Source organism: Streptomyces sp. NPDC079167, assembly GCF_040686735.1.
GTDB lineage: Bacteria > Actinomycetota > Actinomycetes > Streptomycetales > Streptomycetaceae > Streptomyces.
Genome location: NZ_JBFBLO010000006.1, coordinates 203,826 through 228,347 on the forward strand (window position 1 = coordinate 203,826; position 24,522 = coordinate 228,347).

29 protein-coding genes are annotated in these 24,522 nt (G+C 71.8%); 20 read left to right on the top strand and 9 right to left on the bottom strand.

What is annotated here, in order from left to right; all coding sequences use genetic code 11:
* Positions 1-65: 65 nt before the first annotated feature.
* From AB0P41_RS15195 to AB0P41_RS15205, 3 genes are read right to left on the bottom strand one after another with little or no spacing between them, the layout of a single operon-like run.
* Positions 66-926, bottom strand: coding sequence for a biotin-dependent carboxyltransferase family protein (locus tag AB0P41_RS15195; protein ID WP_356707907.1), 861 nt, complete (start codon positions 924-926; stop codon positions 66-68).
* On the bottom strand, positions 923-1,558 hold the full coding sequence (locus AB0P41_RS15200; protein WP_365932321.1) for an allophanate hydrolase subunit 1: 636 nt from the start codon (positions 1,556-1,558) through the stop codon (positions 923-925). The genes AB0P41_RS15195 and AB0P41_RS15200 overlap by 4 nt, the downstream gene beginning before the upstream one ends.
* The gene (locus AB0P41_RS15205; protein ID WP_356708112.1) at positions 1,555-2,304 is read right to left on the bottom strand and encodes a 5-oxoprolinase subunit PxpA; all 750 of its coding nucleotides are present in this window, start codon (positions 2,302-2,304) and stop codon (positions 1,555-1,557) included. The genes AB0P41_RS15200 and AB0P41_RS15205 overlap by 4 nt, the downstream gene beginning before the upstream one ends.
* Positions 2,305-2,460: 156 nt before the next feature.
* Between AB0P41_RS15205 and AB0P41_RS15210 the strand changes: the two genes are divergently transcribed.
* The 6 genes from AB0P41_RS15210 to AB0P41_RS15235 all read left to right on the top strand — a co-directional run bounded on the left by AB0P41_RS15210 (position 2,461) and on the right by AB0P41_RS15235 (position 8,217).
* Entirely contained in the window at positions 2,461-3,186 is a 726-nt protein-coding gene (locus tag AB0P41_RS15210) for a GntR family transcriptional regulator (RefSeq protein WP_356707909.1), read from the top strand.
* A gap of 194 nt (positions 3,187-3,380) precedes the next feature.
* On the top strand, positions 3,381-4,112 hold the full coding sequence (locus AB0P41_RS15215) for a DUF969 domain-containing protein (RefSeq protein WP_124274071.1): 732 nt from the start codon (positions 3,381-3,383) through the stop codon (positions 4,110-4,112).
* The gene (locus AB0P41_RS15220; protein WP_356707910.1) at positions 4,109-5,077 is read left to right on the top strand and encodes a DUF979 domain-containing protein; all 969 of its coding nucleotides are present in this window, start codon (positions 4,109-4,111) and stop codon (positions 5,075-5,077) included. The genes AB0P41_RS15215 and AB0P41_RS15220 overlap by 4 nt, the downstream gene beginning before the upstream one ends.
* A gap of 66 nt (positions 5,078-5,143) precedes the next feature.
* Complete coding sequence (locus AB0P41_RS15225) at positions 5,144-6,184, top strand: DUF2891 domain-containing protein (RefSeq protein WP_356707911.1); 1,041 nt, start codon at positions 5,144-5,146, stop codon at positions 6,182-6,184.
* A gap of 38 nt (positions 6,185-6,222) precedes the next feature.
* Positions 6,223-6,891: a hypothetical protein gene (locus AB0P41_RS15230; protein ID WP_365932324.1), complete on the top strand. Its 669-nt coding sequence runs from the start codon at positions 6,223-6,225 to the stop codon at positions 6,889-6,891.
* A gap of 90 nt (positions 6,892-6,981) precedes the next feature.
* Positions 6,982-8,217: a Cmx/CmrA family chloramphenicol efflux MFS transporter gene (locus tag AB0P41_RS15235; protein WP_365932544.1), complete on the top strand. Its 1,236-nt coding sequence runs from the start codon at positions 6,982-6,984 to the stop codon at positions 8,215-8,217.
* On the opposite strand, the gene AB0P41_RS15240 is transcribed toward AB0P41_RS15235, so the two are convergent.
* Positions 8,168-8,440, bottom strand: coding sequence for a DUF4031 domain-containing protein (locus tag AB0P41_RS15240; protein WP_356707913.1), 273 nt, complete (start codon positions 8,438-8,440; stop codon positions 8,168-8,170). The two genes, AB0P41_RS15235 and AB0P41_RS15240, sit on opposite strands and share 50 nt — an antisense overlap.
* Positions 8,437-8,805 (bottom strand): hypothetical protein, encoded by a 369-nt coding sequence (locus tag AB0P41_RS15245; protein WP_356707914.1) that lies wholly within the window; start codon positions 8,803-8,805, stop codon positions 8,437-8,439. The genes AB0P41_RS15240 and AB0P41_RS15245 overlap by 4 nt, the downstream gene beginning before the upstream one ends.
* Positions 8,806-8,957: 152 nt before the next feature.
* Here AB0P41_RS15245 and AB0P41_RS15250 point away from each other — a divergent pair, with 152 nt between their 5' ends.
* From AB0P41_RS15250 to AB0P41_RS15270, 5 genes are all read left to right on the top strand, one after another.
* A complete protein-coding gene (locus AB0P41_RS15250; RefSeq protein WP_356707915.1) occupies positions 8,958-9,875 on the top strand; it encodes a MurR/RpiR family transcriptional regulator in 918 nt (305 codons plus the stop codon).
* A 58-nt stretch (positions 9,876-9,933) separates the two neighbouring features.
* Positions 9,934-10,908: an N-acetylmuramic acid 6-phosphate etherase gene (murQ, locus tag AB0P41_RS15255; protein WP_365932326.1), complete on the top strand. Its 975-nt coding sequence runs from the start codon at positions 9,934-9,936 to the stop codon at positions 10,906-10,908.
* Between the two features lie 35 nt (positions 10,909-10,943).
* Positions 10,944-12,446: a PTS transporter subunit EIIC gene (locus tag AB0P41_RS15260; RefSeq protein ID WP_365932328.1), complete on the top strand. Its 1,503-nt coding sequence runs from the start codon at positions 10,944-10,946 to the stop codon at positions 12,444-12,446.
* Positions 12,447-12,590: 144 nt separating this feature from the next.
* The gene (locus tag AB0P41_RS15265; RefSeq protein ID WP_104787922.1) at positions 12,591-12,761 is read left to right on the top strand and encodes a hydrophobic protein; all 171 of its coding nucleotides are present in this window, start codon (positions 12,591-12,593) and stop codon (positions 12,759-12,761) included.
* Positions 12,762-12,952: 191 nt separating this feature from the next.
* Positions 12,953-13,306, top strand: a complete 354-nt coding sequence (locus AB0P41_RS15270; RefSeq protein WP_356707918.1) for a PRC-barrel domain-containing protein — start codon at positions 12,953-12,955, stop codon at positions 13,304-13,306.
* A 93-nt stretch (positions 13,307-13,399) separates the two neighbouring features.
* Here AB0P41_RS15270 and AB0P41_RS15275 read toward each other — a convergent pair whose 3' ends face one another.
* The gene (locus tag AB0P41_RS15275) at positions 13,400-14,005 is read right to left on the bottom strand and encodes a Uma2 family endonuclease (RefSeq protein WP_365932330.1); all 606 of its coding nucleotides are present in this window, start codon (positions 14,003-14,005) and stop codon (positions 13,400-13,402) included.
* 137 nt (positions 14,006-14,142) lie between these two features.
* On the opposite strand from AB0P41_RS15275, the gene AB0P41_RS15280 reads away from it, so the two are divergent.
* Entirely contained in the window at positions 14,143-15,135 is a 993-nt protein-coding gene (locus tag AB0P41_RS15280; RefSeq protein ID WP_365932332.1) for a hypothetical protein, read from the top strand.
* Between the two features lie 16 nt (positions 15,136-15,151).
* Here the strand turns inward: AB0P41_RS15280 and AB0P41_RS15285 are convergent, their stop codons facing one another.
* Positions 15,152-15,385 (bottom strand): hypothetical protein, encoded by a 234-nt coding sequence (locus AB0P41_RS15285; RefSeq protein WP_356707921.1) that lies wholly within the window; start codon positions 15,383-15,385, stop codon positions 15,152-15,154.
* Positions 15,375-15,575 carry a hypothetical protein gene (locus AB0P41_RS15290; RefSeq protein ID WP_356707922.1) on the bottom strand — a complete coding sequence of 67 codons (201 nt, stop codon included), beginning with the start codon at positions 15,573-15,575 and terminating at the stop codon, positions 15,375-15,377. Before AB0P41_RS15290 ends, AB0P41_RS15285 begins: the two co-directional genes overlap by 11 nt.
* A gap of 157 nt (positions 15,576-15,732) precedes the next feature.
* On the opposite strand from AB0P41_RS15290, the gene AB0P41_RS15295 reads away from it, so the two are divergent.
* From AB0P41_RS15295 to AB0P41_RS15310, 4 genes are all read left to right on the top strand, one after another.
* Positions 15,733-16,575, top strand: a complete 843-nt coding sequence (locus AB0P41_RS15295) for a helix-turn-helix transcriptional regulator (RefSeq protein WP_365932334.1) — start codon at positions 15,733-15,735, stop codon at positions 16,573-16,575.
* Positions 16,556-16,822, top strand: coding sequence for a DUF397 domain-containing protein (locus AB0P41_RS15300; RefSeq protein ID WP_365932336.1), 267 nt, complete (start codon positions 16,556-16,558; stop codon positions 16,820-16,822). Before AB0P41_RS15295 ends, AB0P41_RS15300 begins: the two co-directional genes overlap by 20 nt.
* A 238-nt stretch (positions 16,823-17,060) precedes the next feature.
* The gene (locus AB0P41_RS15305) at positions 17,061-18,713 is read left to right on the top strand and encodes a histidine kinase (RefSeq protein ID WP_365932546.1); all 1,653 of its coding nucleotides are present in this window, start codon (positions 17,061-17,063) and stop codon (positions 18,711-18,713) included.
* Between the two features lie 87 nt (positions 18,714-18,800).
* Complete coding sequence (locus AB0P41_RS15310; protein ID WP_356707925.1) at positions 18,801-19,454, top strand: response regulator transcription factor; 654 nt, start codon at positions 18,801-18,803, stop codon at positions 19,452-19,454.
* A gap of 13 nt (positions 19,455-19,467) precedes the next feature.
* On the opposite strand, the gene AB0P41_RS15315 is transcribed toward AB0P41_RS15310, so the two are convergent.
* Positions 19,468-20,421, bottom strand: coding sequence for an NAD(P)-dependent alcohol dehydrogenase (locus AB0P41_RS15315; protein WP_356707926.1), 954 nt, complete (start codon positions 20,419-20,421; stop codon positions 19,468-19,470).
* Positions 20,422-20,479: 58 nt separating this feature from the next.
* Between AB0P41_RS15315 and AB0P41_RS15320 the strand changes: the two genes are divergently transcribed.
* From AB0P41_RS15320 to AB0P41_RS15335, 4 genes are all read left to right on the top strand, one after another.
* Entirely contained in the window at positions 20,480-21,130 is a 651-nt protein-coding gene (locus AB0P41_RS15320; protein ID WP_365932339.1) for a helix-turn-helix domain-containing protein, read from the top strand.
* A 108-nt stretch (positions 21,131-21,238) separates the two neighbouring features.
* The gene (locus tag AB0P41_RS15325; protein WP_365932341.1) at positions 21,239-22,444 is read left to right on the top strand and encodes an FAD-dependent oxidoreductase; all 1,206 of its coding nucleotides are present in this window, start codon (positions 21,239-21,241) and stop codon (positions 22,442-22,444) included.
* Positions 22,441-23,361 (top strand): RNA polymerase sigma-70 factor, encoded by a 921-nt coding sequence (locus AB0P41_RS15330; RefSeq protein ID WP_356707929.1) that lies wholly within the window; start codon positions 22,441-22,443, stop codon positions 23,359-23,361. The genes AB0P41_RS15325 and AB0P41_RS15330 overlap by 4 nt, the downstream gene beginning before the upstream one ends.
* Positions 23,362-23,655: 294 nt before the next feature.
* Positions 23,656-24,495, top strand: a complete 840-nt coding sequence (locus tag AB0P41_RS15335; RefSeq protein WP_365932548.1) for a hypothetical protein — start codon at positions 23,656-23,658, stop codon at positions 24,493-24,495.
* The last annotated feature ends 27 nt before the right edge of the window (positions 24,496-24,522 follow it).

Here is a 24,522-nt window from a genome sequence, read left to right on the forward strand (position 1 = left end):
GGGCATCCCTTGCTGAGGCGGGTTCGGTCACCTCCTGTTGGCCGATGTCCGCGTCCGGGTTCCCGTCATGCCCGTACGAAGCGCACCGGCGTCCCCGGGGCCGCCTGCGCCGCGCCCGCCAGCGCGGCTTCGGCGACCACGCCCACGACCGGGTAACCCCCCGTCGTCGGATGGTCGTTGAGGAACACCAGGGGCAGGCCGTCCGGCGGGACCTGGACGGCCCCCAGCACCATGCCCTCGCTGGGCAGTTCACCGTCCCGGGCGCGCCGCAGGGCAGGCCCCTCCGTGCGCAGCCCGATGCGGTTGCTGCGCTCCGAGACCCGGTACGCGGCGCTCGTGAGCGTGCGCAGTGCCTCCTCGGTGAACCAGCTGTCGCGCGGGCCCCGGTGCAGGGGCAGCACCAGCTCGGCCGGAGCGCCGGGCCAGGGCACGGTCCCGGCGTACGGGGCGGGGCCCGGCCGGCCCAGCGGCAGGACGTCGCCGTCACGCAGGACCGGCGGGCCGAGCCCGGAGAGCAGGTCGGCGGACCGGCTGCCGAGCACCGGCTCAGGCACCAGGCCGCCCGCGAACGCCAGGTAACCGCGCACCCCGTGCACGGCGGGGCCGGCCTCCAGCACCGCGCCGGCGGGCACCCGGACGGGCGCGCCCCAGGCGACGGGACGGCCGTCGACCGTGACCCGGCACCCCGCCCCGCCGACGACTGCGTACACCGGCCGGGTGCCGGTCACCCGGACCGCGCACCCCGTGAGCGTGGTCTCCAGCACGGCCGCGTCCGGCGCGTTGCCGACGAGCCGGTTGGCCAGCCGCAGGGCGGGAGCGTCCAGCGCCCCGGCCCTGGGCACGCCGAGATGGGCCCAGCCCGCCCGGCCCTCGTCCTGCACCGTGGTCAGGGCGCCCGCCCGGACCACTTCGAGCCCCGCGCTCATCCGGACACCCCCGCCGGCACGAAGCGCACACGGACCCCGGGACCGAGCAGCGCGGCGGGTTCGCGCGCCGGGTTCCAGAGCGCGTCCGGTTCCGGCATCCGGCCGATGAGCTGCCAGCCTCCGGGCGACTCGCGCGGATAGACCCCGGTGTAGGGCCCCGCGAGGGCCAGCGCCCCGGCCGGCACCCGGGTCCGGGGTGTGGCCCGGCGCTCCACGCTCAGGTGCCCCGGCAGTCCCGTCAGGTAGCCGAAGCCGGGCGCGAACCCGCAGAAGGCCACCCGGAATTCGGTACGCGCGTGGATGCGCCCCACCTCCTCCACCGCGACGCCCCACGCCCCGGCCACGTCGGCGAGGTCCGGGCCGTCGTAGACGACGGGTATCTCTACGGCCTCCCCCGCGTCCCGGCTCAGCGGCTCCACGGTCCACGACCGCAGCCGTCCGGCGAGCGTCCGGTCCTCCACCCCGTCCAGCAGCACGGTCCGGGCGCCGGGGACGATCTCGCGTACGCCGGGGAGCTCTCCGGCGGCCCGGCGGCGGAGCAGCTCCGCGTGGAATGCCTCCGTCTCCTCGCCGGACGCGAGCTCCACGAGCAGGGCGCGGGGCCCGGCCGCCAGGACCCGGATGCCGCTCACGCGAAGGCCCGTACGCGGACACCGGCTTCTTCCAGTGCCGTCCGCACCCGCAGGGCGAGCGCGGCGGCCCCGGGGGTGTCCCCGTGGACGCACAGCGACCGGGCCTCGACAGCTATCCGGCTGCCGTCCACCCCGGTCACGGCGCCGTCGACGGCCATGCCGACACTGCGGCGTACGACCTCGTCCGCGTCGTGGACCACCGCACCGGCCTGGCTCCGTGGCACGAGCGTGCCCTGCGGGGTGTACGCGCGATCGGCGAAGGCCTCCTCGACGGGGGTCAGTCCCGCCGCCTCCGCGTGGGCGAGCAGCCGCGAACCGGGCAGCCCGAGGACGGCCGGCCGGCCGCCCGCGAGCAGTACGCCCGCGACGACGGCGGCGGCCTGCTCCTCGTCCCGGACGACGCGGTTGTAGAGGGCGCCGTGCGGTTTCACGTACGACACCGTGGAACCGGCCGCCTCCGCGAAGACCCGCAGGGCGCCGATCTGGTAGGCGATCTCGGCGGTCAGCTCGTCCGCCGGCACGTCCATGGCGCGCCGCCCGAAGCCGGCCAGGTCGCGGTAGGAGACCTGCGCCCCGATGCGCACACCCCGCTCGGCGGCCGTGTCGCAGACCCGCCGCATCACGGAGGCGTCGCCCGCGTGGAAGCCGCAGGCGACGTTGGCGCTGGTGACACAGGTCAGCAGCGCCTCGTCCTCGGTGAGGGTCCAGCGTCCGAACCCCTCCCCCAGGTCGGCGTTGAGGTCCATCGACCGCGCGGGGCGCGTCACACTCGTCAGATCCGTCACGGGCGCACGCTAGCGATTGTTCAACAATCTGACAAGGGGCCGTCCACCGCCGGGGACGCCCGTACGGTTCACTGGGCACTGAACACAGCTGACGGGACACCAGGCAAGGGGCGGGGCATGGCGGGGACGACGAGCGGCGGACGGACCGGCGGCACCCCGGACCTCTCGGAACTGGCGACGCACAGCGCCTCCCTGGAGCGGTCGGGCACGGCCGAGCGGGTCGCCGCCATCCTGCGGGACCGGATCACCGAAGGCTACTTCCCGCCGGGCAGCCGCCTGTCCGAGGAGAGCATCAGCGGAGCCCTGGCCGTGTCCCGCAACACGCTGCGCGAGGCCTTCCGCCTGCTGTCGCACGAACGCCTCCTGGAGCACCGGCTCAACCGGGGCGTCTTCGTCCGCATCCTGGCCGTGGACGACCTGGTCGACATCTACCGGGTGCGGCTCCTCGTCGAGTGCGCGGCCCTGCGGGCCCTGGGCGAGCCCCCCTTCGACCTGGCAGCGGTCGAGGCGGCGGTGTCGACGGGCGAGCAGGCCGCCCTGCGCGACGACTGGCCCGCCTGCTCCACCGCCAACATCCGCTTCCACCAGGCGCTGGCCGGCCTGGCGAACAGCCCCCGCACCGACGAACTGATGCGCAACGTCCTGGCGGAACTGCGGCTCGCCTTCCATGTGATGGCCGACCCCCGCCGCTTCCACGAGCCCTATCTCACCCGCAACCGTGAGATCACGGACAGACTGGCCAAGGGGGACGCGGCCGGGGCCGAGCGGATGCTCGCCTTCTACCTGGAGGATTCCCGGCGCCAGCTGGCGGAGGCGTACGCACAACGGCTCACCGAGCGGTAACCCCGGGATTGTTCTCCGGTCCGACCCCGTGCGCCACGCCCGAAAGCCGCCTTCCCGCCCGTACCGCCCGATTCCGATCCATGTAGCCCACACTCTTGTGGGATTGTTGAACAACGCCCTAAGGTCTCGCCTAATAACCCCCGTCTGAGCAGAACCGTGCACCGCCACGTCTCTGCGCGGAAGAAGGCCGACGCGTGATCGTTCTCCTCGGCGTGCTCGTGGTGATCCTCGGATTCGCCACCCGCCGCAATCCCCTCCTTGTCGTGGGTGTCGCAGGCATCGTCACGGGGCTGCTCGGCAAGATGTCCCCGCAGGAGGTGCTGGCCTCCTTCGGGGAGAGCTTCGCCTCCGCGCGTTCCGTGACGGTCTTCGTCATCACGCTGCCGGTCATCGGGCTCCTGGAGCGGTACGGACTCCAGGAGCAGGCCCGTACGCTCATCGGCCGGCTGGGCAAGCTGACCACCGGCCGCTTCCTGACGCTCTATCTGCTGATCAGGCAGCTCACCGCCGCCGTCGGCCTCACCAGCATCGGCGGACCCGCACAGAGTGTGCGGCCGCTGATCGCCCCGATGGCCGAGGCCGCCGCCGAGACGAAGGCGGGTGGTCCGCTGCCGCAGAAGCTGCGGGAGAAGGTCCGCTCGCACGCGTCCGGCGCCGACACCATCGGAGTGTTCTTCGGTGAGGACTGCTTCCTCGCCATCGGTTCGATCCTGCTGATCACCGGCTTCGTGAACTCCACGTACGACCAGCACCTGGAGCCCCTGCACCTGGCGATGTGGGCGATCCCCTCCGCGATCTGCGCCTTCCTGATCCACGGGGCCCGGCTGCTCAACCTGGACCGGCAGCTGGAGCGCGAACTCGCCGTAGCCGCCGCCGAGAACGACCTGACGGCACACGCCGGGCTCCGGACGGAGGACGCCAAGTGATCAAGTCCGAGTACTTCTTCTGGCTGGTCGGCGCGGTGTTCCTCGTCATGGCCGCGCAGATGGCCATGGACCGCACCAACCCGAAGCGCTTCGGCTCCGCCGGCTTCTGGGGTCTGCTCGGTGCCGCGTTCTTCTACTCCACCGGAGTCGTCGACAAGTCCCTCCCCGCCGAACCCCTGGGCGTCGTCGTCCTGGTCCTGATCGTCCTGGGCGGCTTCGGCCTCACCGGCAAGGGCGAGTCACACACCCCGGCCCGCGAGAAGCGCGCGGCCTCGGCCGCCCGCTTCGGCAGCAAGCTGTTCCTCCCGGCTCTCACCATCCCCGTCGTCGCCATGATCTGCGCGACGCTCGTGAAGAACTGGAAGATCGGCGGCGAACCGGTCCTGGAGCCCGGATCCGAGACGATTCTCGGCCTCGGCGTCGGCGCGATCGCCGCGCTGGCCGTGGGCATGGTGCTCCTGCGCGAGCGGAAGGTCTCCGTGCCGCTGCACGCGGGGCGCAACATGCTCGAATCGATGGGCTGGGCCCTGCTCCTCCCGCAACTGCTCTCCGTCCTCGGCTCGATCTTCCAGACCGCCGGTGTCGGGGAGCAGGTCGGAAAAATCACCGAGGCGGTACTGCCGGACGGCCAGCGGGTGGTGGCCGTGGCCGTCTACTGCTGCGGCATGGCGCTGTTCACCATCGTCATGGGCAACGCCTTCGCCGCGTTCCCGGTGATGACCGCCGCGATCGGCTGGCCCGTCCTCATCGAGCAGATGAACGGTAACGCGCCCGCCGTCCTCGCGATCGGCATGCTGTGCGGCTTCTGCGGCACGCTCGTCACGCCGATGGCCGCCAACTTCAACCTCGTCCCGGCGGCACTCCTCGAACTCAAGGACCAGTACGGCCCGATCAAGGCCCAGCTCCCCACGGCAGCGGCCCTGCTGGTCTGCAACGTCGCGATCATGGCCCTCTTCGCCTTCTGAGCCCTCTGAGCCCTCTGAGCCCTCCGACCCGAACGACCCACCCTCTGGCCCTCTGGAGTGACCCCGATGTCCCCCGCGCTCCCCGCTGCGTACGCCGTCCCCTTCGCGGAACTGGCCCTCGCCAACGTCGTACGCGAATACCCCAACGCTCCCGCCCACCTCTACGCCGGGCCCGAGGAACTCGTCGCCCCCCGCACGCTGCACCCCGCGTTCTACGGGGGCTACGACTGGCACTCCACGGTGCACATGCACTGGCTGCTCGTCCGCATCGTGCGTCGCTTCTCCACCACCGGCGACCTCCCCGCCACCCTGACCACGCGCATCCGCGAGGTGCTCGACACCCATCTGACCCCCGCGAACATCACCGTGGAGGCGGACTACCTGCGCGGCCGGCCCCACTTCGAGCGCCCCTACGGCTGGGCCTGGCTGATCGCGCTCGCCGGGGAGTGCCGGGCGCTCGGCACTCCCGACGGCGACCGCTGGGCCGAGGCACTGGCCCCCGGCGTGGCAGCGGTCGGCGACCTGCTCGGCGGCTGGCTGCCCAAGGCGACCTATCCGGTACGGCACGGCGTCCACAACAACAGCGCGTTCGGACTGGGCCTGATCCTCGACGCGGGCGGGGCCGCCGGGCTGCCGGAACCGGTCCTCGACGCGGCGGCGGACCGGCTGCGGACCTGGTTCACCGACGACCACGACGCCCCCGCCCACTGGGAGCCCTCCGGCCAGGACTTCCTCTCCCCCGCCCTGGCCGAGGCGGACGCGATGCGGCGGGTGCTGCCGACTGCGGAGTTCCGTACCTGGATCGCCACGTTCCTGCCGGATCTGGTGTCCGCCACGCCGGGCTCCACGCTGCTCGACCCGCCGGTGGTCTCCGATCACGCCGACCCCCAGATCGGCCACCTCCTCGGCCTCACCCTGAGCCGGGCGGCCGCCCTCCGTTCGATCGCGGGCGCGCTCCCGGACGGCCCGGCCCGCACCGCGCTCCTGGCCTCGGCCGAGGCCCATCTCGCGCTCGGCCTGCCGACGGTGTCCTCCGGGGACTTCTCCTCGGACCACTGGCTGGCGACGTACGCCGCTCTGGCCCTGGACACGGCGCCCGGCCACTGACCGGCGGGGCGCAGGGGCTCAGGCCCTACCCTCGGCGTATGAGCGACAGCGCCCCCGACACGTCCGGCACCTCCGCGCTCCGTGGCCGGTGGCGCGAGGCCCTGCTCGCCGCACGCGGTGGCACGGGCCTCGCGCCCGACCCCGATCCGTACGCCGACGCCCTCCTCGCCCGCTGGGCCGAACCCCAGCGGCGCTACCACACCACGGCTCACCTCACCCAGGTCCTGGACCGCGTCGACACCCTGGCCGGCCACGCCGCCGACCCGGACCTGGTCCGCCTCGCCGTCTGGTTCCACGACGCGGTGTACCGCCCCGACCGCTCCGAGAACGAGGAGCGCAGCGCCGCACTCGCCGAACGGGCCCTGCCCGAGGCCGGTCTCCCCGACGCGGGGACGGCCGAGGTGGCCCGCCTCGTCCGGCTCACCGTGACGCACGACCCGGCGGACGGCGACACCAACGGCGAGGTGCTGTGCGACGCGGACCTCGCGATCCTGGCGGCGCCCCCCAAGGAGTACGCGGCGTACGCGGCGCAGGTCCGGGAGGAGTACGGCTTCGTCCCGGACGACGCGTTCCGCGAGGGGCGCGCCGCCGTCCTGCGTCAGTTGCTGGAGCTGCCCTGCCTGTTTCGCACGCCCCACGGGTCGGCGGAGTGGGAACCCAGGGCGCGGCAGAACCTGACCACGGAACTGGAGCTGCTCACCCACTGAGACATGGGAATGACAGGGACGAAAGCACTGTTGGCCACTGTCATGCCCGACTCCGCTGTCACGCCCGATCCTGCTTCCGGCCGCTCCCGTATGCCGATGGCCGTCTACATCCTCGGCCTGTCCGTCTTCGCCCTCGGCACCAGCGAGTTCATGCTGTCCGGGCTGCTGCCGCCCATCGCCGACGACATGGACGTGTCCATCCCGAAGGCGGGCCTCCTCATATCCGCCTTCGCGATCGGCATGGTGGTCGGCGCCCCGCTGCTGGCCGTCGCCACGCTGCGGCTGCCCCGCCGCACGACCCTCATCGCCCTCATCTCGGTCTTCGGGCTCGGCCAGGTCGCCGGTGCGCTGGCGCCGACGTACGACGTGCTGTTCGTCTCCCGTGTGGTGAGTGCGCTGGCGTGCGCCGGCTTCTGGGCGGTCGGTGCGGCGGTCGCCATCGCGATGGTTCCGGTGAACGCGCGGGCCAGGGCGATGGCCGTGATGATCGGCGGGCTGTCGATCGCCAACGTGCTCGGGGTGCCGCTCGGCGCCTTCCTCGGGGAGAGCTTCGGCTGGCGTTCGGCGTTCTGGGCGGTGGGCGCCGCGTCCGCCGTGGCGCTGGTCGGGGTCGTCACCCGCATCCCGCGCATTCCGCTGCCGGACGAGAAGCCGCAGCTCAAGAAGGAAGTCGCGATCTACAGGGACCGTCAGGTGTGGCTGTCCATCGTGATCACCGCCCTCGCGGCCGGCGGTGTGTTCTGCGCGTTCAGCTACCTCGCGCCGCTGCTCACCGACGTGGCCGGACTGGGTTCGGGCTGGGTCCCGTGGGTGCTCGCGCTGTTCGGACTCGGCGCGATCATCGGTACGACGATCGGCGGCCGGGTCGCGGACGCGCACCTCTTCGGCGTGCTGCTGAGCGGCATCAGCGCCTCGACGGTCTTCCTGGTGGCCCTCGCCCTCTTCGCGTCGAACCAGGTCGCCGTCGTCGTCCTGGCGTTCCTTCTGGGGCTGTCGGCGTTCTACACGGCACCGGCGCTCAACGCCCGGATGTTCAACGTGGCGGGGGTGGCCCCCACGCTGGCGGGTGCGACGACCACCGCCGCGTTCAACCTGGGCAACACCAGCGGCCCCTGGCTGGGCGGTGCGGTGATCGACGCGGACTTCGGCTTCCGGGCCACGGCCTGGGCGGGTGCCGCGATGCTGCTGCTCGGCCTGGTGGCCGTGACGGTCTCCCTGCGGCTGGGCGGCGGGGGCAAGCCGTCCCGGCGCATCGCGTCGGGCACACCGGCGCGCGTCATCCCGGCGCAGGACGCCCCTTCGGCCTCCGCAGCCCCGCGTCCGTGAGCCGGCGCACGATCTCCTTCGAGCCGACCTCCAGCGCCCCGGCGCGCACCGCGTCCGCGTAACGCGCCTCGGGCACGTCGTAGTGGTCGCGCTCGAAGGCGCGGGGCGGGCAGCCGATCGTGGCGGCGAAGGCGTGCAGCTCCTCGAACGACACGTCGCTGACCAGGTGCGACCACAGGCGGCCGTGGCCCGGCCAGGTCGGCGGATCGATGTAGACGGTCACCGCCCGAGCACCTCGGCGAGCGAGCCCACCCGTGCGACGGAGACCGTCGCCTTCGTGCAGACCCAGTGCGGATCGGTGCCGAGCTCCGGCTCGACGTCCAGGGCGTGCGGCCCTCCCTCCGTACACACCGGGCACAGCGGCCAGCGCCCGTGCCGCTCCAGGAGCGCGTCCTGGACGTCCTGCGCCACGAGCCCGGTGACGAAGGCCACACCCTCGGGCCACTGCTCGACCCACCACCGCCGGTGGGCCACCGCGTCCTCGACCATCGAGACGATCCCGGCCTCGGCCACGTCACCCGCGACGAGATCGGCCATCACCAGCGCCCGCGCGGTATGCAGCTCCTGCTCAACCCCATTCAACTCCATCCCCCCATTCTCCCCCGCGCGCCGTGCCCCCCAGCCGGTCGGGGGGAAGCTGTAGACGCGAGAAACGGACATAACCCCCACGTTCCTGTCCGTAATCTCCCAGTGACGGATGAGGGATTGACTGGGAGGGGGGGTGGAAATAACTTTCAGGTGTGACCAATGACGTGAAGGAAAGTTTCAGCCCGGAGTCCCCGCCTGCGCCTGCGGCTCTCGCCGCCAAGGTGCGTACCCTCGCCCCGACCATGACCCGTTCCATGCAGCTGGTCGCCGAGGCGGTCGCGGGGGACCCCGCCGGGTGTGCCGCCCTCACCGTCACCGGTCTCGCCGAGCTCACCGGCACGAGCGAGGCGACCGTCGTCCGCACCGCCCGCCTCCTCGGCTACCCCGGCTACCGCGACCTGCGTCTCGCGCTCGCCGGCCTCGCCGCCCACCAGCAGTCCGGCCGGGCGCCCGCCGTCACCGCCGACATCGCGGTCGACGACCCGATCGCCGACGTCGTCACGAAGCTCGCCTACGACGAGCAGCAGACCCTCGCCGACACGGCGGCCGGTCTCGACACCGTGCAGCTCGGAGCCGCCGTGGCCGCCGCCGCGACCGCCCGCCGCATCGACGTCTACGGCGTCGGCGCGTCCTCCCTGGTCGGCCAGGACCTGGCCCAGAAGCTGCTCCGCATCGGCCTGATAGCCCACGCCCACATGGATCCGCACCTCGCCGTGACCAACGCGGTGCAGCTCCGCTCCGGCGACGTGGCCATCGCGATCACCCACTCCGGTTCCACCGGCGACGTCATCGAGCCGCTCCGGGTCGCCTTCGACCGCGGCGCGACGACGATCGCGATCACCGGACGCCCCGACGGACCGGTCTCGCAGTACGCCGACCACGTGCTGACCACGTCCACCGCGCGGGAGAGCGAGCTGCGGCCCGCCGCCATGTCGAGCCGCACGAGCCAGCTCCTCGTCGTCGACTGCCTCTTCATAGGGGTCGCCCAGCAGACGTACGAGACGGCCGCACCCGCGCTGTCCGCCTCGTACGAGGCGCTCGCCCACCGCCACACCCCCCGCAGCCGCTGACCCCGGCAGCACCCGCACCCGCGAACCGTACGAGCCCGAGAAAGCAGAGCCGCTGTCCATGACCTCCACCACCGACCCCAGCACCGACGCAGACGCCGACGCCGCCGGCGGCTACGGCGAACTGCGCGCCCAGCTCGCCACGCTCACCACCGAGGCATTCCGCCCCGAGCTCGCCGAGATCGACCAGCTCCCCACGCAGGACATAGCGCGGATCATGAACGGCGAGGACACCACCGTCCCCGCCGCCGTGGCCGAGAAGCTGCCGCAGATCGCCGCCGCGATCGACGCCACCGCCGAGCGCATGGCGCGCGGGGGCCGGCTGATCTACGCGGGCGCCGGCACGGCCGGCCGTCTCGGTGTGCTCGACGCCAGCGAGTGCCCGCCCACCTTCAACACCGACCCGTCCGAGGTCATCGGCCTGATCGCGGGCGGCCCCTCCGCCATGGTCACGGCCGTGGAGGGCGCCGAGGACAGCAAGGAGCTGGCCGCGGCAGACCTCGACGGTCTGGGCCTCACCGCCGACGACACCGTGGTCGGCGTCTCCGCCTCCGGCCGCACGCCGTACGCCATCGGGGCCGTCGAGCACGCCCGTACCAGGGGCGCGCTCACCATCGGCCTCTCCTGCAACGCGGACTCCGCGCTCGCCGCCGCGGCCGAACACGGCCTGGAGATCGTCGTCGGCCCCGAGCTCCTCACCGGCTCCACCCGCCTCAAGGCGGGCACGGCACAGAAGCTCGTCCTGAACATGCTCTCGACGATCACCATGATCCGGCTCGGCAAGACGTACGGGAACCTCATGGTCGACGTGCGCGCCTCCAACGAGAAGCTGCGCGCCCGCTCCCGGCGGATCGTCTCGCTCGCCACCGGCGCCTCCGACCAGGAGATCGAGGCGGCGCTCGCCGCCACCGACGGCGAGGTGAAGAACGCCATCCTCACCATCCTCGGCGGGGTCGACGGCCCCACTGCCGCCACCCTCCTGGCCGACTCCGACGGTCACCTCCGCGCCGCCCTCGCGGCCGTCCGAACCACCTGACGCACCACTCCCCGCACAGCAAGGCACCACGCACCATGGCTACTGAAGACAAGAACCGCGCCACTGCCGCCGCGATCCTGCCGCTTGTCGGTGGCGCCGCGAACGTCAGCTCGATCGCCCACTGCATGACCCGGCTCAGGCTCGGCCTGCACGACCGTTCCCTCGTGGACGACGAGGCCCTCAAGGCGGTCCCCGCCGTGATGGGCGTGGTCGAGGACGACACCTACCAGATCGTCCTCGGACCGGGCACCGTCGCCCGGGTCACCCCCGAGTTCGAGCAGCTGGTCGAGGAGGGCCGGGCGGCCGGCACCCCCGCACCCACACCCACCCACACGGCCGAGGAGCTCGCCGACAAGGGCGCGTCCCTCAAGGCGCAGCAGAAGGCGAAGAACGCCACCCCGTTCAAGCTGTTCCTGCGCAAGATCGCGAACATCTTCGTCCCGCTGATCCCCGCCCTGATCGGCTGCGGCATCATCGCCGGCCTCAACGGCCTCCTGGTGAACCTCGGCTGGCTGCCCTCGGTCACCCCCGCCCTGGCGGCGATGGCCTCCGGCTTCATGGCCCTGATCGCGGTCTTCGTCGGCTACAACACGGCGAAGGAGTTCGGCGGTACGCCGATCCTCGGCGGTGCGGTCGCGGCGATCATCGTCTTCCCCGGCGTCGCGAACATCGACGTCTTCGGCCAGACCCTCTCCCCCGGCCAGGGCGGCGTCCTCGGCGCCCTCGGCGCGGCGGTCCTCGCGGTGTACGTCGAGAAGTGGTGCCGCCGCTGGGTGCCGGAAGCCCTGGACGTCCTGGTCACCCCGACCCTGACGGTCCTGGTCTCCGGCCTCGTCACGATCTTCGGCCTGATGTACGTGGCCGGTGAGGTCTCCTCCGCCATCGGGACGTTCGCCGACTGGCTGCTCTCCACGGGCGGCGCGGGCGCGGGCTTCCTGCTCGGCGGCTTCTTCCTGCCCCTGGTGATGCTGGGCCTGCACCAGGCCCTGATCCCCATCCACACCACCCTGATCGAGCAGCAGGGCTTCACGGTCCTGCTCCCGATCCTCGCGATGGCCGGTGCCGGCCAGGTCGGCGCGGCGGCGGCGGTCTACCTCCGCCTCCCCCGCAACGAGTCGATCCGCAAGACGATCAGGTCCGCCATGCCGGCGGGTCTCCTGGGCGTCGGCGAACCCCTGATCTACGGCGTCTCACTCCCGCTGGGCCGCCCGTTCATCACGGCCTGTGTGGGCGGCGCGTTCGGCGGCGGCTTCGTGGGCCTGTTCAACCAGCTCGGCGACTCGGTCGGCTCGACGGCCATCGGCCCGTCCGGCTGGGCCCTGTTCCCGCTCCTCGACGGCAACCACGGCCTCGGCTCCACGATCGCGATCTACGCGGGCGGCCTGCTCGTCGGCTACGTCGCGGGCTTCGTGGCGACGTACTTCTTCGGCTTCAGCAAGGCACTCCTGGAAGAGTTCAACGTGACCCAGGACCCGACCCCGTCACCGATCACAGCCACAGGCGGCACCACCCCCGCGAAGGCCCCAGCGGCCGTCTGACCCGTCACTGGGAAGTTACGGACCACCAAATCGCCACAAACACACCATCCCCGCGTCCCTGATCTCCCAACGACCCGCCAAGTGTGATGAGGCGGTGTGTAAGGGGATTCCTTTCGGGCACTAGGGGGTCGGAGGTTGATAACAATGGTTCCCCTGCTTCTCGTTCTTCTGCTCGCTCTGATCCTTTTCGGTGCCGGTTTCGCACTCAAGGCACTGTGGTGGATCGCCGTGATCGTACTCGTGGTCTGGCTGATCGGATTCTTCGTGCGTCCGGCAGCCAGCGGTGGTAAGCGTGGCCGGTGGTACCGCTGGTAGACCGCCCCGACCAGCACTGACGCGGGTGGCGCAGGACCGACGAGGTCCTGCGCCACCCGCGTTTTCCGTGTTTATGGAATGCGCGGGGTGTGGGGCGGAGAAGTACGGGAAGGCGAAATAGTGAGCGGCACTCGTCCTCATCGCGATGGGATTCGCCGTACCGAAGGAAACCGTCGAGGAAGGAGCCGTAAATGAGCGACAACCTGTGGGGCTATCAGCCCACGAGTGGTCACACCGCGGGCGCCGACCTGACCGGATTCTCGGTCGAGGCGACGGACGGAAGCGTCGGCAAGGTCGACAAGCACTCCGACGAGGTGGGCTCGGCCTACCTGGTCGTCGACACCGGGGTCTGGATCTTCGGCCGGAACGTCCTGCTCCCGGCAGGCACGGTCAAGGGGATCGACACGGAGCACAAGACGATATTCGTCGACCTGACCAAGGACCAGATAAAGGACTCCCCGGAGTTCGACAAGCACAACCACGCGGACGATCCGGGCTACCACGCCCAGGTCGGCGGCTACTACGACAGCTACCGCATCATGTGAACCTGACGCACCACGTGCAGAGGCGGGGTCGGCTCCTCATACGGGCCGGCCCCGCTGTTCAGCCGGAAAGCAGCCCGGAAGTCAGCCCGGAGGTCAGCCCGGGAAGTCCGCCGTGAGCAGGGTGACGGCGAAGGGGTCGGGCAGCGGGAGCGGTTTCCCGAAGGGCACGGCGTCGGAACGCTTGTACGTTCCGTCCTCGTTCGGCTCCGTGAACAGCGTGGCCATCGCACCTCGCGTGTCGAAGCGGTCGATCAGCAGGTACATCGGGACGCCTGCCCGCGCATAGGCGCGGTACTTCTTCGTCCTGTCCTCCCGGGCGTTCCCCTTGGACGTGATCTCGACGATCAACAACGCCTCCGACGCATCCATCGGGTCGCTGGTCTCCGGATCGGCGGCTGCGATCAGCTCCCTGGGCATCACGACGAGGTCTGGGACGTACAGCTTGTCGAGCGGCGCGACGTGCACACCGAGCTTCTGGTAGATCCCCAGCGTCTTGGGGAGGTTCGTGTAGAGCCTGCGCTGGACCGCCGAGGCGATGCCGCTGTGGTGCGCATGAGGCGGTGGCACCAGGACGATCTGGTCTTCGTCGATCTCGGCGCGCCACCCTTCAGGCACGTCCAGCTCCTGCCATGTCTGCAACAGGTACTCCCACGGGGGACCTTCGGAGCCCGGAACGCTTTCGATCGTCACAGCGGTCATTGCACGTCTCTTCTCCTGTGGTCTGGCGTGGAGGGCAGATCGACGTCCCGGAGAACCGGGCGGCCGTTCACCCGCATCTCAGTGTGCAGACGCTGATCACCGAGCAGCGCGCATACGGACGGTGAAGGGTTGAAAGCATGTCGAAGGGTCCCACCACCTCCGAGGAACTGCGGGCGGAGGAGAGCGGGCACGGGCCACGGCATGGTGTCGTCCGCACCGCGTTCGGCGTCCTGCGCCGTGGCGGGCGCCCGCTGGCCGGAGTGACGGCGCGTGTGACCGGGCTGGCGGCGCTGGGGGGCCTGGTGGTGACGGTCGTGGCGTTCCTCGTCATGTGGCCCACCTTCACCGAGATACGCCTGGGCGCGATCCGGGCCCGCATCGACGAGGACTCGTACGCCCCCGACGGCAGCCGGGTGCAAGACATGTGGCTCACCCTCCTCGCCTGCCTGCCGCTGCTGATACTCCTGCTGCACCTGGGATGCGCCGCCATCCAGACGGCCGCCGCCCGTGCGGCCGGGGTGGGACGCGGCCGGTTCCGCGCGGTCCTGGGTGTGTACGCGCTGCGGGGCGTCCTCGTGTGGGCGCCGTTGGTGCTCGGCATCCTGGTGGAGGAGACCTTCACCACCACCCTGTTCAGGGAGCACACCGTGCTCGTCCCGAAGTGGGAGTACCCCAACCTGTTCGAGCTGCTGCGCTACGGTCCGCCCCTGCTCGGCATGGTGATCGCCCTGGTGCTCCGGCTCGGCTGGACCCTGGCCCCGGCCACCGCCGCGACGGAGGGCCTCGGTCCCTGGGCCGCGATGCGCCGCTCCTGGTCGCTCGTGTGGGGCCGGACCTCCGCCTGGTTCCGGACCGTGGCCTTCGCGCTTCCCCTGGGTGTGCTCACCGTCGGCATGTACGTCCTGCTGCACCTCGCCGCCCGGCCCCTGCGCTCCGGCACGGTCCACGTCTTCCTGGAGTGGGGCCCGGACAACACCTACGCCGCGTACGTCGTCGGGCTCCTCGTCCCGATCGCCGTCGCCCTGCTGCTCACCGGCGCCCTGGCCCTTCCGCCGGCGCACGCCGTCCTCGCGGTGCTCCAGCAGCGGCTCGTCGAGGCCCGGGAGCGGCGGGCGGCGGACCGGACCTGACGCCCCGGGGCGGCCCTCACGGCAGCCGCCCCTCCCGGTTGATCTCCCGCACCCGCGCCCGCAGCACGAGTCCCGGCGGGGCCGGGCGCACGGCCTCAGGCGGGCATTCCCACTCCGCGCCGCCGCCCGGCGGACGCAGTTGGACGTACGGGCCGACGCGGCCCATCACCCGGCCCACCCGGCCGTCCCGGCCGTCCACCGCGAAGGTCCCGGGCTCCGGCGTACACGGCTCCAGTCCTTCAACTGTCATGTGCCGCCGCCGCTTCGAGCTGCACGCTCAGCCGCATGGCCGTCTCCAGCGAGCACCGGCCGAGGTCGACGAGCGGGGTCGGCTCGTCGCCCGCGCACGAGACCGGGTCGATCCGCAGCGACGGCAGCTTCACACCGACCCCCGCCAGCCCGGCCCGTAGCCGCTCCACCGCGTCCTCCGCCGCTCGCACTCTGCCCGCTGCTTCTCTGCGCCGTTCCGTAGCCGTCATCATGATCTTCCCCATTTCCACGCTGAGTAGTGGCTATGCCTACACAGCGTGTCCAATTCCTCGCTACCGTGGAAGAGGCGCAGTTCCAACACCCCCAGATGTGTCACAGGGAGTCGCCTTGCCCGGACCCAAGAAGCTCGACCCGTCGTCCTCACCCCGCGCACTCCTCGGCGCCGAACTCCGCCACCGGAGAGAGGCGGCGGGCCTCTCGCAGGACGAGCTGGGGGCGCCGCTGTTCGTCAGCGGCTCCTTCATCGGACAGCTGGAAGCCGGTACGCGGCGCATGCAGGTGGACCAGGCCCAGAAGCTGGACGAGGTGCTGGGCGCGGACGGGTTCTTCGAACGGCACTGCGCGGCCCTGCAGAAGTCCAGGTACCCGGACCACTTCGCGGAGGCTGCAGAGGCGGAGCGGGAAGCGATCACGATCAAGGAGTACGCGCCCCTCCTGATCCCGGGACTGTTGCAGACCGAGGCGTACGCGCGCGCCGTGTTCCGGGCCTACCAGCCGACCGCGACCGAGGACGTGATCGACGAACTGGTGGCGGCGCGCCTTGAGCGGGCGCAGTTGCTGACCGATCCAACAACGCCCCTGGTTTGGGTGGTCCTCGACGAAGCGGTCCTGCGCCGCGAGTCGGGTGGTCGGGCTGTGATGGCCGAAGCGTTGCGACATCTGCTCGGTCTGGCCTACCGCCACCGGGCGATCTTGCAGGTTCTGCCCTTCTCGGCAGGTGCTCACATGGCACTGCAAGGGTCACTCAAGCTGATGTCCTTCCAGGATGCCCCCACGCTCGCTTACCTCGAAGGGCTGGGAACAGGGAGGTTGCAGGATGATCCGGCCACCGTCCGGCACCACGAGCTGACTTACGATCTGGTGGTGGCCAGCGCATTGTCACCGGAAGCATCCCTGGTCCTGATGGAGACCGTGGCGGAGGATTACTCCCATGAAGATCAGCAGCTCTGACTACGACCTGAACACGGCAACCTGGCACAAGTCCTCGTACAGCGGCGGGGACGGCGGCAACTGCCTCGAAATCGCAACCTGGCGCAGATCCACGTACAGCGATGCCAGCGGCGGCAACTGCCTCGAAGTCGCCGACGGGCTCCCCCACGTCGTCCCCGTCCGGGACTCCAAGGTCACCGACGGCCCGGCGCTCATGTTCCGGACCGAGGCGTGGGCTGCCTTCGTCGACGACCTGAAGCGCGCGTAGCTACGTCCGGCTCCCCGCCCGGCGGGCGCGCTCCGCCGGGCGGGGAGCCGGAGCGACTTTCGTCGTCCGGCGTCGCGACCAATGGTTACAGCGGTGCCGGGGCGGGGGTCTCTACGGTGGGCGCGTGACTCGTGTTGATTCGATGGCCCCCGCAGACCCCTCCCCCCTGGCACCGGCAGTGAGGGCGCGGGTGGCGTCCTGGTCGGCCGTGCCGGGGCGGGCCCTTCTCGCGCCCGGGATGTGGCCTGCCCAGCGCATCGTGGGTGAGGTCTTCCTGAGCCTGACGCTCGCGGTGCTGGGGGCGGGCGCCGGGCTGCTGGATGACCAGAGCATGGCGCAGGCCCTCGGAGTCGGGCTGCTGGCCGGGCTGTTGTCGGTCCTGCGCCGGGGGCTGCCCGCCGCCGTGCTGCTGGCTGCCGCAGCCGGCTCCGCGCCGCTCTTCGGCTTCGCGCCGCTGCTCCTCGTCGTCGCCTGGTCGGCCGGACGGCGGATCGACGGGCTCGGCAGGGCGTGCGCCGTCTTCGCGCTCGCTTACGGTCTCGCCCTCGGCCTGACCGCCGCGTGGGAGTCGCACGCCTCGTGGTCGCTGCTGGCCGTCGCCGGGATGTTCATCCTGGTCGCGATCATCGTCCCGGGACTCGCGGGGCGCTACTGGTCGCAGCGCCGGACGCTGACCGACACCCTCCACGAGTACAACGCCCAGCTCCTGCGCGAGCGGACGATGCTCGTCGGGCAGGCCAGGATGCTGGAGCGTCAGCGGATCGCGCAGGACATGCACGACAGCCTCGGCCACCAGCTCGCGCTGATCGCGGTGCACACCGGTGCGCTGGAGGTGGACCGGGAGCTGACCGGGCAGCAGCGCGAGGCCGTCGGGGTGCTGCGTGAGGCGTCGGTGGCCGCGATGCACGAACTGCGGGACGTGGTGGGCGTGCTGCGGGACGGCGCGGACATCCCGGCCGCCGGGGACGGAGTCCAGGGCGAGGACCCAGGGGCGCCGGCGCGTGGTGTGGGCGGCGTCGACAGCCTCGCCGAGACGTCCCGGAAGGCGGGTGCGGCCGTGGAGATCCGGCGCTCGGGCGAGGTGCGCCCGCTCGCGACGACCGCCGACCACGCGGCGTACCGCGTGGTCCAGGAGGGTCTGACCAACGCCCACAAGCACGCCCCGGGCGCGCCGATCACCATCGGTCTGCGGTACGAACCGGACTCGCTGGTCGTGGAGGTCGCCAACGGCCCGGTGGCCCGGCCGGTGAGCGGCGGTGTGGCGAGCGGGGGCCAGGGCCTGACCGGTCTTGAGGAGCGGGCCCGGCTCGTCGGGGGCATGGTGCACGCGGGTCCCACGGCTGACGGCGGGTTCCGGCTGGCCGGCGTGCTGCCGTACACGTCGCCAGGTGACGCGAGGAAGACGTTCGTCGCCCCGCCGGACGACTTTCGGGCGCAGAACCCGGCGGGCCCCGCGGGTGAGAGTGATCCGGTCATCGACTGGAACGGTCTCCCGAAGGAGTTGGCCAAGGCAGTGAACAGGACCAAGAGGGGCAACGGAATAGCGATCGGGTGCGGGGTGGCGGCTCTGGTCGCCGTCGTGCTCGTGATCGGGGTGGTCGTCGCGGGGGTCTTCCTCGTACGGGAGGCGGACAAGGCGATGATCGAGCCCGAGCAGTACGACGCCGTGACGGTCGGTCAGTCGGAGCGGTCGGTGCGCGAGGAACTGCCCAAAGGGGACTCGTTCATGAACACCGGTCCTGGCGACGGCGCACCGCCGGAGCCGGACGGTGCGACGTGCCTCACCCTGCTCTCCACGGAGATCGGGTCCAGCCTGACCGCCGACCCGGTCTTCCGGTTCTGCTTCAAGGACGGCAAGCTGATCGAGAAGAAGTCCTACGAGGCTGGCTGAGGGAGCACGGGCCCCGGCGGGCGGTGTGATCGGGGATGATGGCCCCATGTCCGCGGAGTTGACCGATCAGAACCGCTCAGGAGAGTCGTGATCAGGGTTCTTGTGGCGGATGACGAGCCGCTGATCCGGGCGGGCATCCGGATGATCCTCTCGTCGGCCGACGACATCGACGTCGTCGCCGAGGCGGCGGACGGCCGTGAGGCGGTCGAACTCGCCCGGTCGCAGCGGGTGGACGTCGCGCTGATGGACATCCAGATGCCAGTGATGGACGGGCTGACGGCCCTGACCGAGCTGGGCCGGGTGGCTCCCCAGGTGAGGGTGCTGATCCTGACGACGTTCGGGGAGCGGCAGAACGTGCTGCGTGCCCTGACCGGGGGCAGCGCGGGCTTTCTGCTGAAGGACTCGGCGCCCGCGGAGCTGATGCGGGCGGTGCGGGCGGCGGCGGGCGGGGAGGCGTATCTTTCGCCGGGTGCCACGCGGCATGTCGTGGACTCGCTGGCTTCCGGGGGCGCCGGCCGGCGGGCGGAGGACGCCCGCCGCAGGCTGGAGAAGCTGACCGGCCGCGAGCGTGACGTCCTGGCCCTGCTCGGCGAGGGCCTCTCCAACGCGGACGCGGGCCAGCGGATCCATATGAGCGAGGCGACGGTGAAGGCGTACGTGAGCCGCATCCTCGCCAAGCTGGAGTGCGAGAACAGGGTGCAGGCCGCGCTGCTGGCGCGGGACGCCGGCCTCGGCGTGTGAGTGCCGGGGCGTCTCAGACCACCTGGATCACATGCTTGCCCCGTACGCCGCCGGCCTCCAGGGCCCGGTGGGCGGCGGCGATTCCGGAGAGCGGGTGGACGGTGTCTACGACCGGGCGGATCGCGCCGCTCTCCACGTAGCGGGTGAGTTCGGCGAGCAGGTCGTGGCCCGGGTTGCCGCTGAAGAAGCGGACGCGTCCCCGGCCGTGGGCGGTCGAGGCCAGCATGTAGCCGAGGCTCGCGGCGATGTGGTCGAGGTCGAAGGCGATGGAGACCATGCGGCCTCCGGGTGCCAGCCGTCCCCGGAAGGCCCGGAGTCCGGTGCCGACGGTGTCCATGATGACGTCGAAGGGGCCCAGGTCGGACGGTCCGGTGGTCGCGTAGCTGTGGGCCTCGTCCGCTCCCAGTTCCCGGACGAGATCGAGGTTCTTCGTGCCCGCGAGGCCCGTGACGTGGGCGCCGAGGGCCTTGCCGAGCTGGACGGCGATGCTGCCGACTCCCCCGGCGGCGCCGCGTACGAGCAGGCGCTCGCCCGCCTTCAGCCGTGCCTTGGTCCGGAGGGCGGTGATGGCCGTCGTGCCGACGGGGAGGGAGGCGGCCTCGACGAGGCCGAGGTTCTCGGGGGCGTACGCGAGGTTCCGGGGGCGTACGGCGACGTATTCGGCCGCGCTGCCGAAGGTGCGGGGCAGGACGCCCCACACCCGGGCGCCGGGGCGCAGGCCGGTGACGGCCGGGTCCACCTCGGCGACCTCGCCGGTGAAGTCGATCCCGGTGCGCTGGGGGAAGGTGCGGCCGGTCACCAGGCGGACGCGTCCGGCGCGTCCGTGGAGCTCGCCGCCGTTGACGCTCACCGCGTGGACGCGGACCAGCACCTCGCCCTGCTGGAGTGCCGGTACCGGGACCTTGCCGACGTAGAGGACGTCGGGAGGGCCGTAGCTGTCGTAGAGCGCCGCGCGCATGTCGTTCATGTCCCCAGGCTAGGCGCGTAAGTGGATGACCCCCTCCATTTGGCTTAAAGTGAGAAACATGCCTGATCAGACCTCTCACAAGCCGGCCGGCGAGGGCCTGCGCGCCGATGCCAGGGAGAACCGGGAGCGGATTCTCCGGGCGGCGCGCGAGGCGTTCGCCGCGCAGGGCATCGACGTGCCCGTGGCGGCGGTCGCCCGGCGGGCAGGGGTCGGGGTCGCCACGCTGTACCGGCGCTTCCCCACGCGCGACGCGCTCGTGACGGAGGCCTTCGCGGAGGAGCTCACCCACTGCGTGTCCGTGCTCGACGAGGGACTGGCGGACCCGGACCCCTGGCGCGGATTCTGCTCGGTGATCGAGCAGGTCTGTCTGATGCAGTCGGTGGACCGGGGGTTCACACAGGCGTTCCTCGCGGAGTTCCCCGGCCAGGCGGACTTCGCCCTGGAGCGCACCCGTGCCGAGGAGCGCCTTGCCCTGCTGGTCCGGCGGGCCAAGGAGGCGGGCGCCTTGCGCGAGGACTTCGACCTGAGTGACATCACCCTGCTGCTGCTCGCCAACTGCGGGGTCACGGCCGGCTCGGGCGAGGAGGCCGCCGCCGCGTCCCGGCGGCTGACCGCCTATCTGCTCCAGTCCTTCCGGGCCGACCGGTCGACCCCCCTGCCGCCGCCCGCGTCCCTGCGGCTCGGCCCTGTGCCGATGTCCGGGCACTGACTCCACAGGGCAGCACGTGTGACGCACGTCATATTCAGGTCGCGTCACAGGCAGGCACCCATCTTCCGTCCCGAGGTCATCAGCGAACGGCGGAAGAAGGCGGAAGCGATGAACACACAGCACGAGACGGACCGGCCGGCCCCTCACCACGTCCTGATCCTGGGCGCCGGATACGCGGGCATGGCGGCGGCCGTCCAGCTGGCGGCCCGGGTCGGGCGGCAGCAGGACGTACGCGTCACCCTGGTGAACGCGCAGGACCACTTCACCGAGCGGCTGCGGCTGCACATGACCGCGACCGGGCAGCAACTCGGTGAGCTGAGCATCCCGGAGCTGCTGGACGGCACGGGCGCGCGGTTCGTACGCGGCTGGGTGACGGCGGTGGACGCGGACGCGAGGACCGTACGGATCGACGACGACCGGGTCCTGCGCTACGACACGCTGGTGTACGGGCTGGGCAGCGTGGCCGAGACCACGGCGGTGCCGGGCGTCGAGGAGTACGCGTACACCCTGAACGGTCCGCAGGACGCCGAGGCGGTGGCCCACCGGCTGGCCCGGCTCGGCAGCGGCACGGTGGTCGTCGGCGGCAGCGGGCTGACGGGCGTCGAGTCGGCCGCGGAGATCGCCGAGCGGCACCCGGAGCTCGACGTCCTGCTGCTGGGCCGCGACGAGCCCGGTGCGCTCATGAACCCGAAGGCCGGGGCGTATGTGCGGTCCGCGCTGGACCGCCTGGGCGTCCGGGTCCGCAGTGGGTGCGAGGTGGTGAAGGTGCTGCCGGACTCGGTGGAGCTGGCGGGCGGGGAGAACATCCCGGCCGGCCTCGTCCTGTGGACCAGCGGTACGCGGGTCTCACCGCTGGCCGCCGCCGCCGGTCTGGACGTCGACGAGCGCGGCCGGATCGTCACCGACACCACACTGCGGTCCACGTCCCACCCGGACGTGTACGCCGTGGGCGACGCGGCGGCCGTCCGGCAGGGTTACGGCGTCATGCACGGCACCTGCCAGAGCGGGATGCCGACCGGCGTGCACGCGGCGGTGTCGGTCGTCCGCGCCCTGCGGGGAAAGCGGCCCAAGCCCTTCCGCTTCGGCTACTACCACACACCGGTGAGCCTCGGCCGGCACGACGCCGTGGTGCAGTTCACCCGGCCCGACGACAGCCCGCGCAGGATGTACCTGACGGGCCGTACGGCCGCCAGGTATAAGGAGACCGTGACCGCATCCCCCTGGGCGACCTACGTCCGCATGAAGAAGATGCCCGCGTCGGGCGCGTTCTGGCCCCGTGGCGGCCGCTTCACCCGGGTCCGGGGTGCCCGGTGACCTCGACGGCCCCCGACCCGGGCCAGGATGCCTTCGACCGGTACCGCAATCTGCTGTTCTCGGTGGCCTACCGCATCCTCGGCACGGCGGCCGACGCCGAGGACACGGTGCAGGACGCCTGGATCAAGTGGTCGGCCGCCGACCGTTCCCAGGTGGCCGACCCCAAGGCCTACCTGGCACGGATCGTGTCGAACCTGGCGATGGACCGGCTGCGCTCCACCCGCCACAAGCGCGAGGTCTATGTCGGGCCGTGGCTCCCGGAGCCCATCCTGACCAGCGCGGACACCGCCGACACCGTCATGGACGCCGAGTCGGTGTCGATGGCGATGCTGGTGGTGCTGGAGACGCTGAGCCCGCTGGAGCGTGCGGTGTTCGTGCTGAAGGAGGTCTTCGACTTCAGCCATGCCGAGATCGCGGAGGCGGTGGAGCGGTCCGAAGCCTCGGTGCGGCAGGCCGCGCACCGCGCCCGCGAACACGTCCGGGCCCGCCGCCCGCGCTTCACGGCGGACCGGGCGCGGCAGCGCGACGCCACCGAGCGGTTCTTCACCGCCGCGACCGGCGGGGACATGAACTCCCTGCTGGAGCTGCTGTCCCCGGATGTCACGCTGTGGACGGACGGCGGCGGCAAGGTCCGCCAGGCCCTGCGCCCGGTCGTGGGCGCGTCCACGGTGGCCGCCTGGTTCGCGGCCATCGGGACGGTCACCTACCAGGGCGTCGAGCCCGCCGACATGAAGGCCGAACTCGTCGAGATCAACGGCGGTCCGGGCCTGGTCTTCAGCGGGGCGGGCCGGGTGATCGCCACGGTCACCTTCGACTTCGACGAGGCCGGGCGCATCTCGACCATCCACAACGTCGCCAACCCCGACAAGCTGCGGGCGGTCGGCACGGGAGCGCCGTATCCCCTCCGGACGCGGTGAGCCGGTCGCGGGCCCGAGGCTCAAGCCTTGGGCTCCGAGCGCTCTTTCCAGGGAATGGATGGTGGGTCTCTTTCCCACCCACCCACCCTCCCCGCCTGCACAGTTGACCGTTTGTGACCGACTTGCCACGGACCGTCGCCACGCTCTAGCGTGCCCAGAACCAGACGACCCCCGTCGGTGCGCCAACACCGGACAGGGGTCTGACCAACGAGATCGATGAACGGACGAACCGATCTGATGGCTGTCGACCAGCTTAGTGCCGCCCCCCGCGCCCCGTACGTGCCGCCGCACCCCATGGCGAACCCCGGCTACGGCAAGCGTTCCGCCCCGGGCCAGCGCCCGCGCGACGAGCGCGACTTCTCGCACCTGCCGCCCCGTGAGGCCGCCGTCGCCGCCTACATCGACCGGCTCCCGGACGGCTCCGACATCTCCGTGAAGACCCTCGCCAAGGTGCTTCCGTACGGACAGTGCGCCCTGCGGACCGCGCTCAACAGGCTCCAGGCGACCGGGCATCTGCGCCGGGGCCGCGAGTGCGTCGCCACCGACGAGGTCATGCTCTGGGTGACCCGGACCTTCTTCTCCCGGACCGCGCGCGACGACGACTGGTGGGCGGCGTTCATCCGGGGCGACGTACCGCAGGAGAGGCAACAGCCCACCCGCACACGGGCGTTCGTCCTGCTCGCCGCCCTGGGGCGTACGGCTCCCGCGCTGAGCCTGTCGGCGGCGGAGTGCGCGAGCCTGGAGCCGCAGGTCAGCGAGTGGTTCGCGCGGGGCGCCACGGAGGCGGAGCTGCTGCACGCCCTGACCGACGGGCTGCCCGCGCCCGTCCATCACGCGGCCTCGCTGCTCCGCAGGCGGCTCACCGACAAGCTGCCCCCGCACCGTCCGGCCCCGGAGCGGCGGACCGCGCTGCTCACCCTGGAATGCGGCGAGTGCCGTGCGCCGGGCAGCCCCGAAGCGCTGGCTGGCGGGCTCTGCGCACCGTGCCGGGGCGAGGCCACCCAAGGACCGGCGGGCCCTCCCGGCGCCGTACCCACCGACGACGTACGTCAGCGGATCGCGGCGGTCCGGGCGGGACTCGTCCCCCGGCCGGAGCGGACCGACCACGCGCGGGGCGTACGGGTCCGGCGCTGAAGCACACGCCGGACCCGGACCCGAGCG

Bases quoted from the DNA above. Each gene is read 5' to 3' on its own strand.
- AB0P41_RS15195 (WP_356707907.1), bottom strand. From the start codon at position 926: ATGAGCGCGGGGCTCGAAGTGGTCCGGGCGGGCGCCCTGACCACGGTG.
- AB0P41_RS15205 (WP_356708112.1), bottom strand. From the start codon at position 2,304: ATGGACCTCAACGCCGACCTGGGGGAGGGGTTCGGACGCTGGACCCTC.
- AB0P41_RS15210 (WP_356707909.1), top strand. From the start codon at position 2,461: ATGGCGGGGACGACGAGCGGCGGACGGACCGGCGGCACCCCGGACCTC.
- AB0P41_RS15225 (WP_356707911.1), top strand. From the start codon at position 5,144: ATGTCCCCCGCGCTCCCCGCTGCGTACGCCGTCCCCTTCGCGGAACTG.
- AB0P41_RS15230 (WP_365932324.1), top strand. From the start codon at position 6,223: ATGAGCGACAGCGCCCCCGACACGTCCGGCACCTCCGCGCTCCGTGGC.
- AB0P41_RS15235 (WP_365932544.1), top strand. From the start codon at position 6,982: ATGCCGATGGCCGTCTACATCCTCGGCCTGTCCGTCTTCGCCCTCGGC.
- AB0P41_RS15245 (WP_356707914.1), bottom strand. From the start codon at position 8,805: ATGGAGTTGAATGGGGTTGAGCAGGAGCTGCATACCGCGCGGGCGCTG.
- murQ (WP_365932326.1), top strand. From the start codon at position 9,934: ATGACCTCCACCACCGACCCCAGCACCGACGCAGACGCCGACGCCGCC.
- AB0P41_RS15260 (WP_365932328.1), top strand. From the start codon at position 10,944: ATGGCTACTGAAGACAAGAACCGCGCCACTGCCGCCGCGATCCTGCCG.
- AB0P41_RS15265 (WP_104787922.1), top strand. From the start codon at position 12,591: ATGGTTCCCCTGCTTCTCGTTCTTCTGCTCGCTCTGATCCTTTTCGGT.
- AB0P41_RS15270 (WP_356707918.1), top strand. From the start codon at position 12,953: ATGAGCGACAACCTGTGGGGCTATCAGCCCACGAGTGGTCACACCGCG.
- AB0P41_RS15275 (WP_365932330.1), bottom strand. From the start codon at position 14,005: ATGACCGCTGTGACGATCGAAAGCGTTCCGGGCTCCGAAGGTCCCCCG.
- AB0P41_RS15280 (WP_365932332.1), top strand. From the start codon at position 14,143: ATGTCGAAGGGTCCCACCACCTCCGAGGAACTGCGGGCGGAGGAGAGC.
- AB0P41_RS15285 (WP_356707921.1), bottom strand. From the start codon at position 15,385: ATGACAGTTGAAGGACTGGAGCCGTGTACGCCGGAGCCCGGGACCTTC.
- AB0P41_RS15300 (WP_365932336.1), top strand. From the start codon at position 16,556: ATGAAGATCAGCAGCTCTGACTACGACCTGAACACGGCAACCTGGCAC.
- AB0P41_RS15305 (WP_365932546.1), top strand. From the start codon at position 17,061: ATGTGGCCTGCCCAGCGCATCGTGGGTGAGGTCTTCCTGAGCCTGACG.
- AB0P41_RS15315 (WP_356707926.1), bottom strand. From the start codon at position 20,421: ATGAACGACATGCGCGCGGCGCTCTACGACAGCTACGGCCCTCCCGAC.
- AB0P41_RS15320 (WP_365932339.1), top strand. From the start codon at position 20,480: ATGCCTGATCAGACCTCTCACAAGCCGGCCGGCGAGGGCCTGCGCGCC.
- AB0P41_RS15325 (WP_365932341.1), top strand. From the start codon at position 21,239: ATGAACACACAGCACGAGACGGACCGGCCGGCCCCTCACCACGTCCTG.
- AB0P41_RS15335 (WP_365932548.1), top strand. From the start codon at position 23,656: ATGGCGAACCCCGGCTACGGCAAGCGTTCCGCCCCGGGCCAGCGCCCG.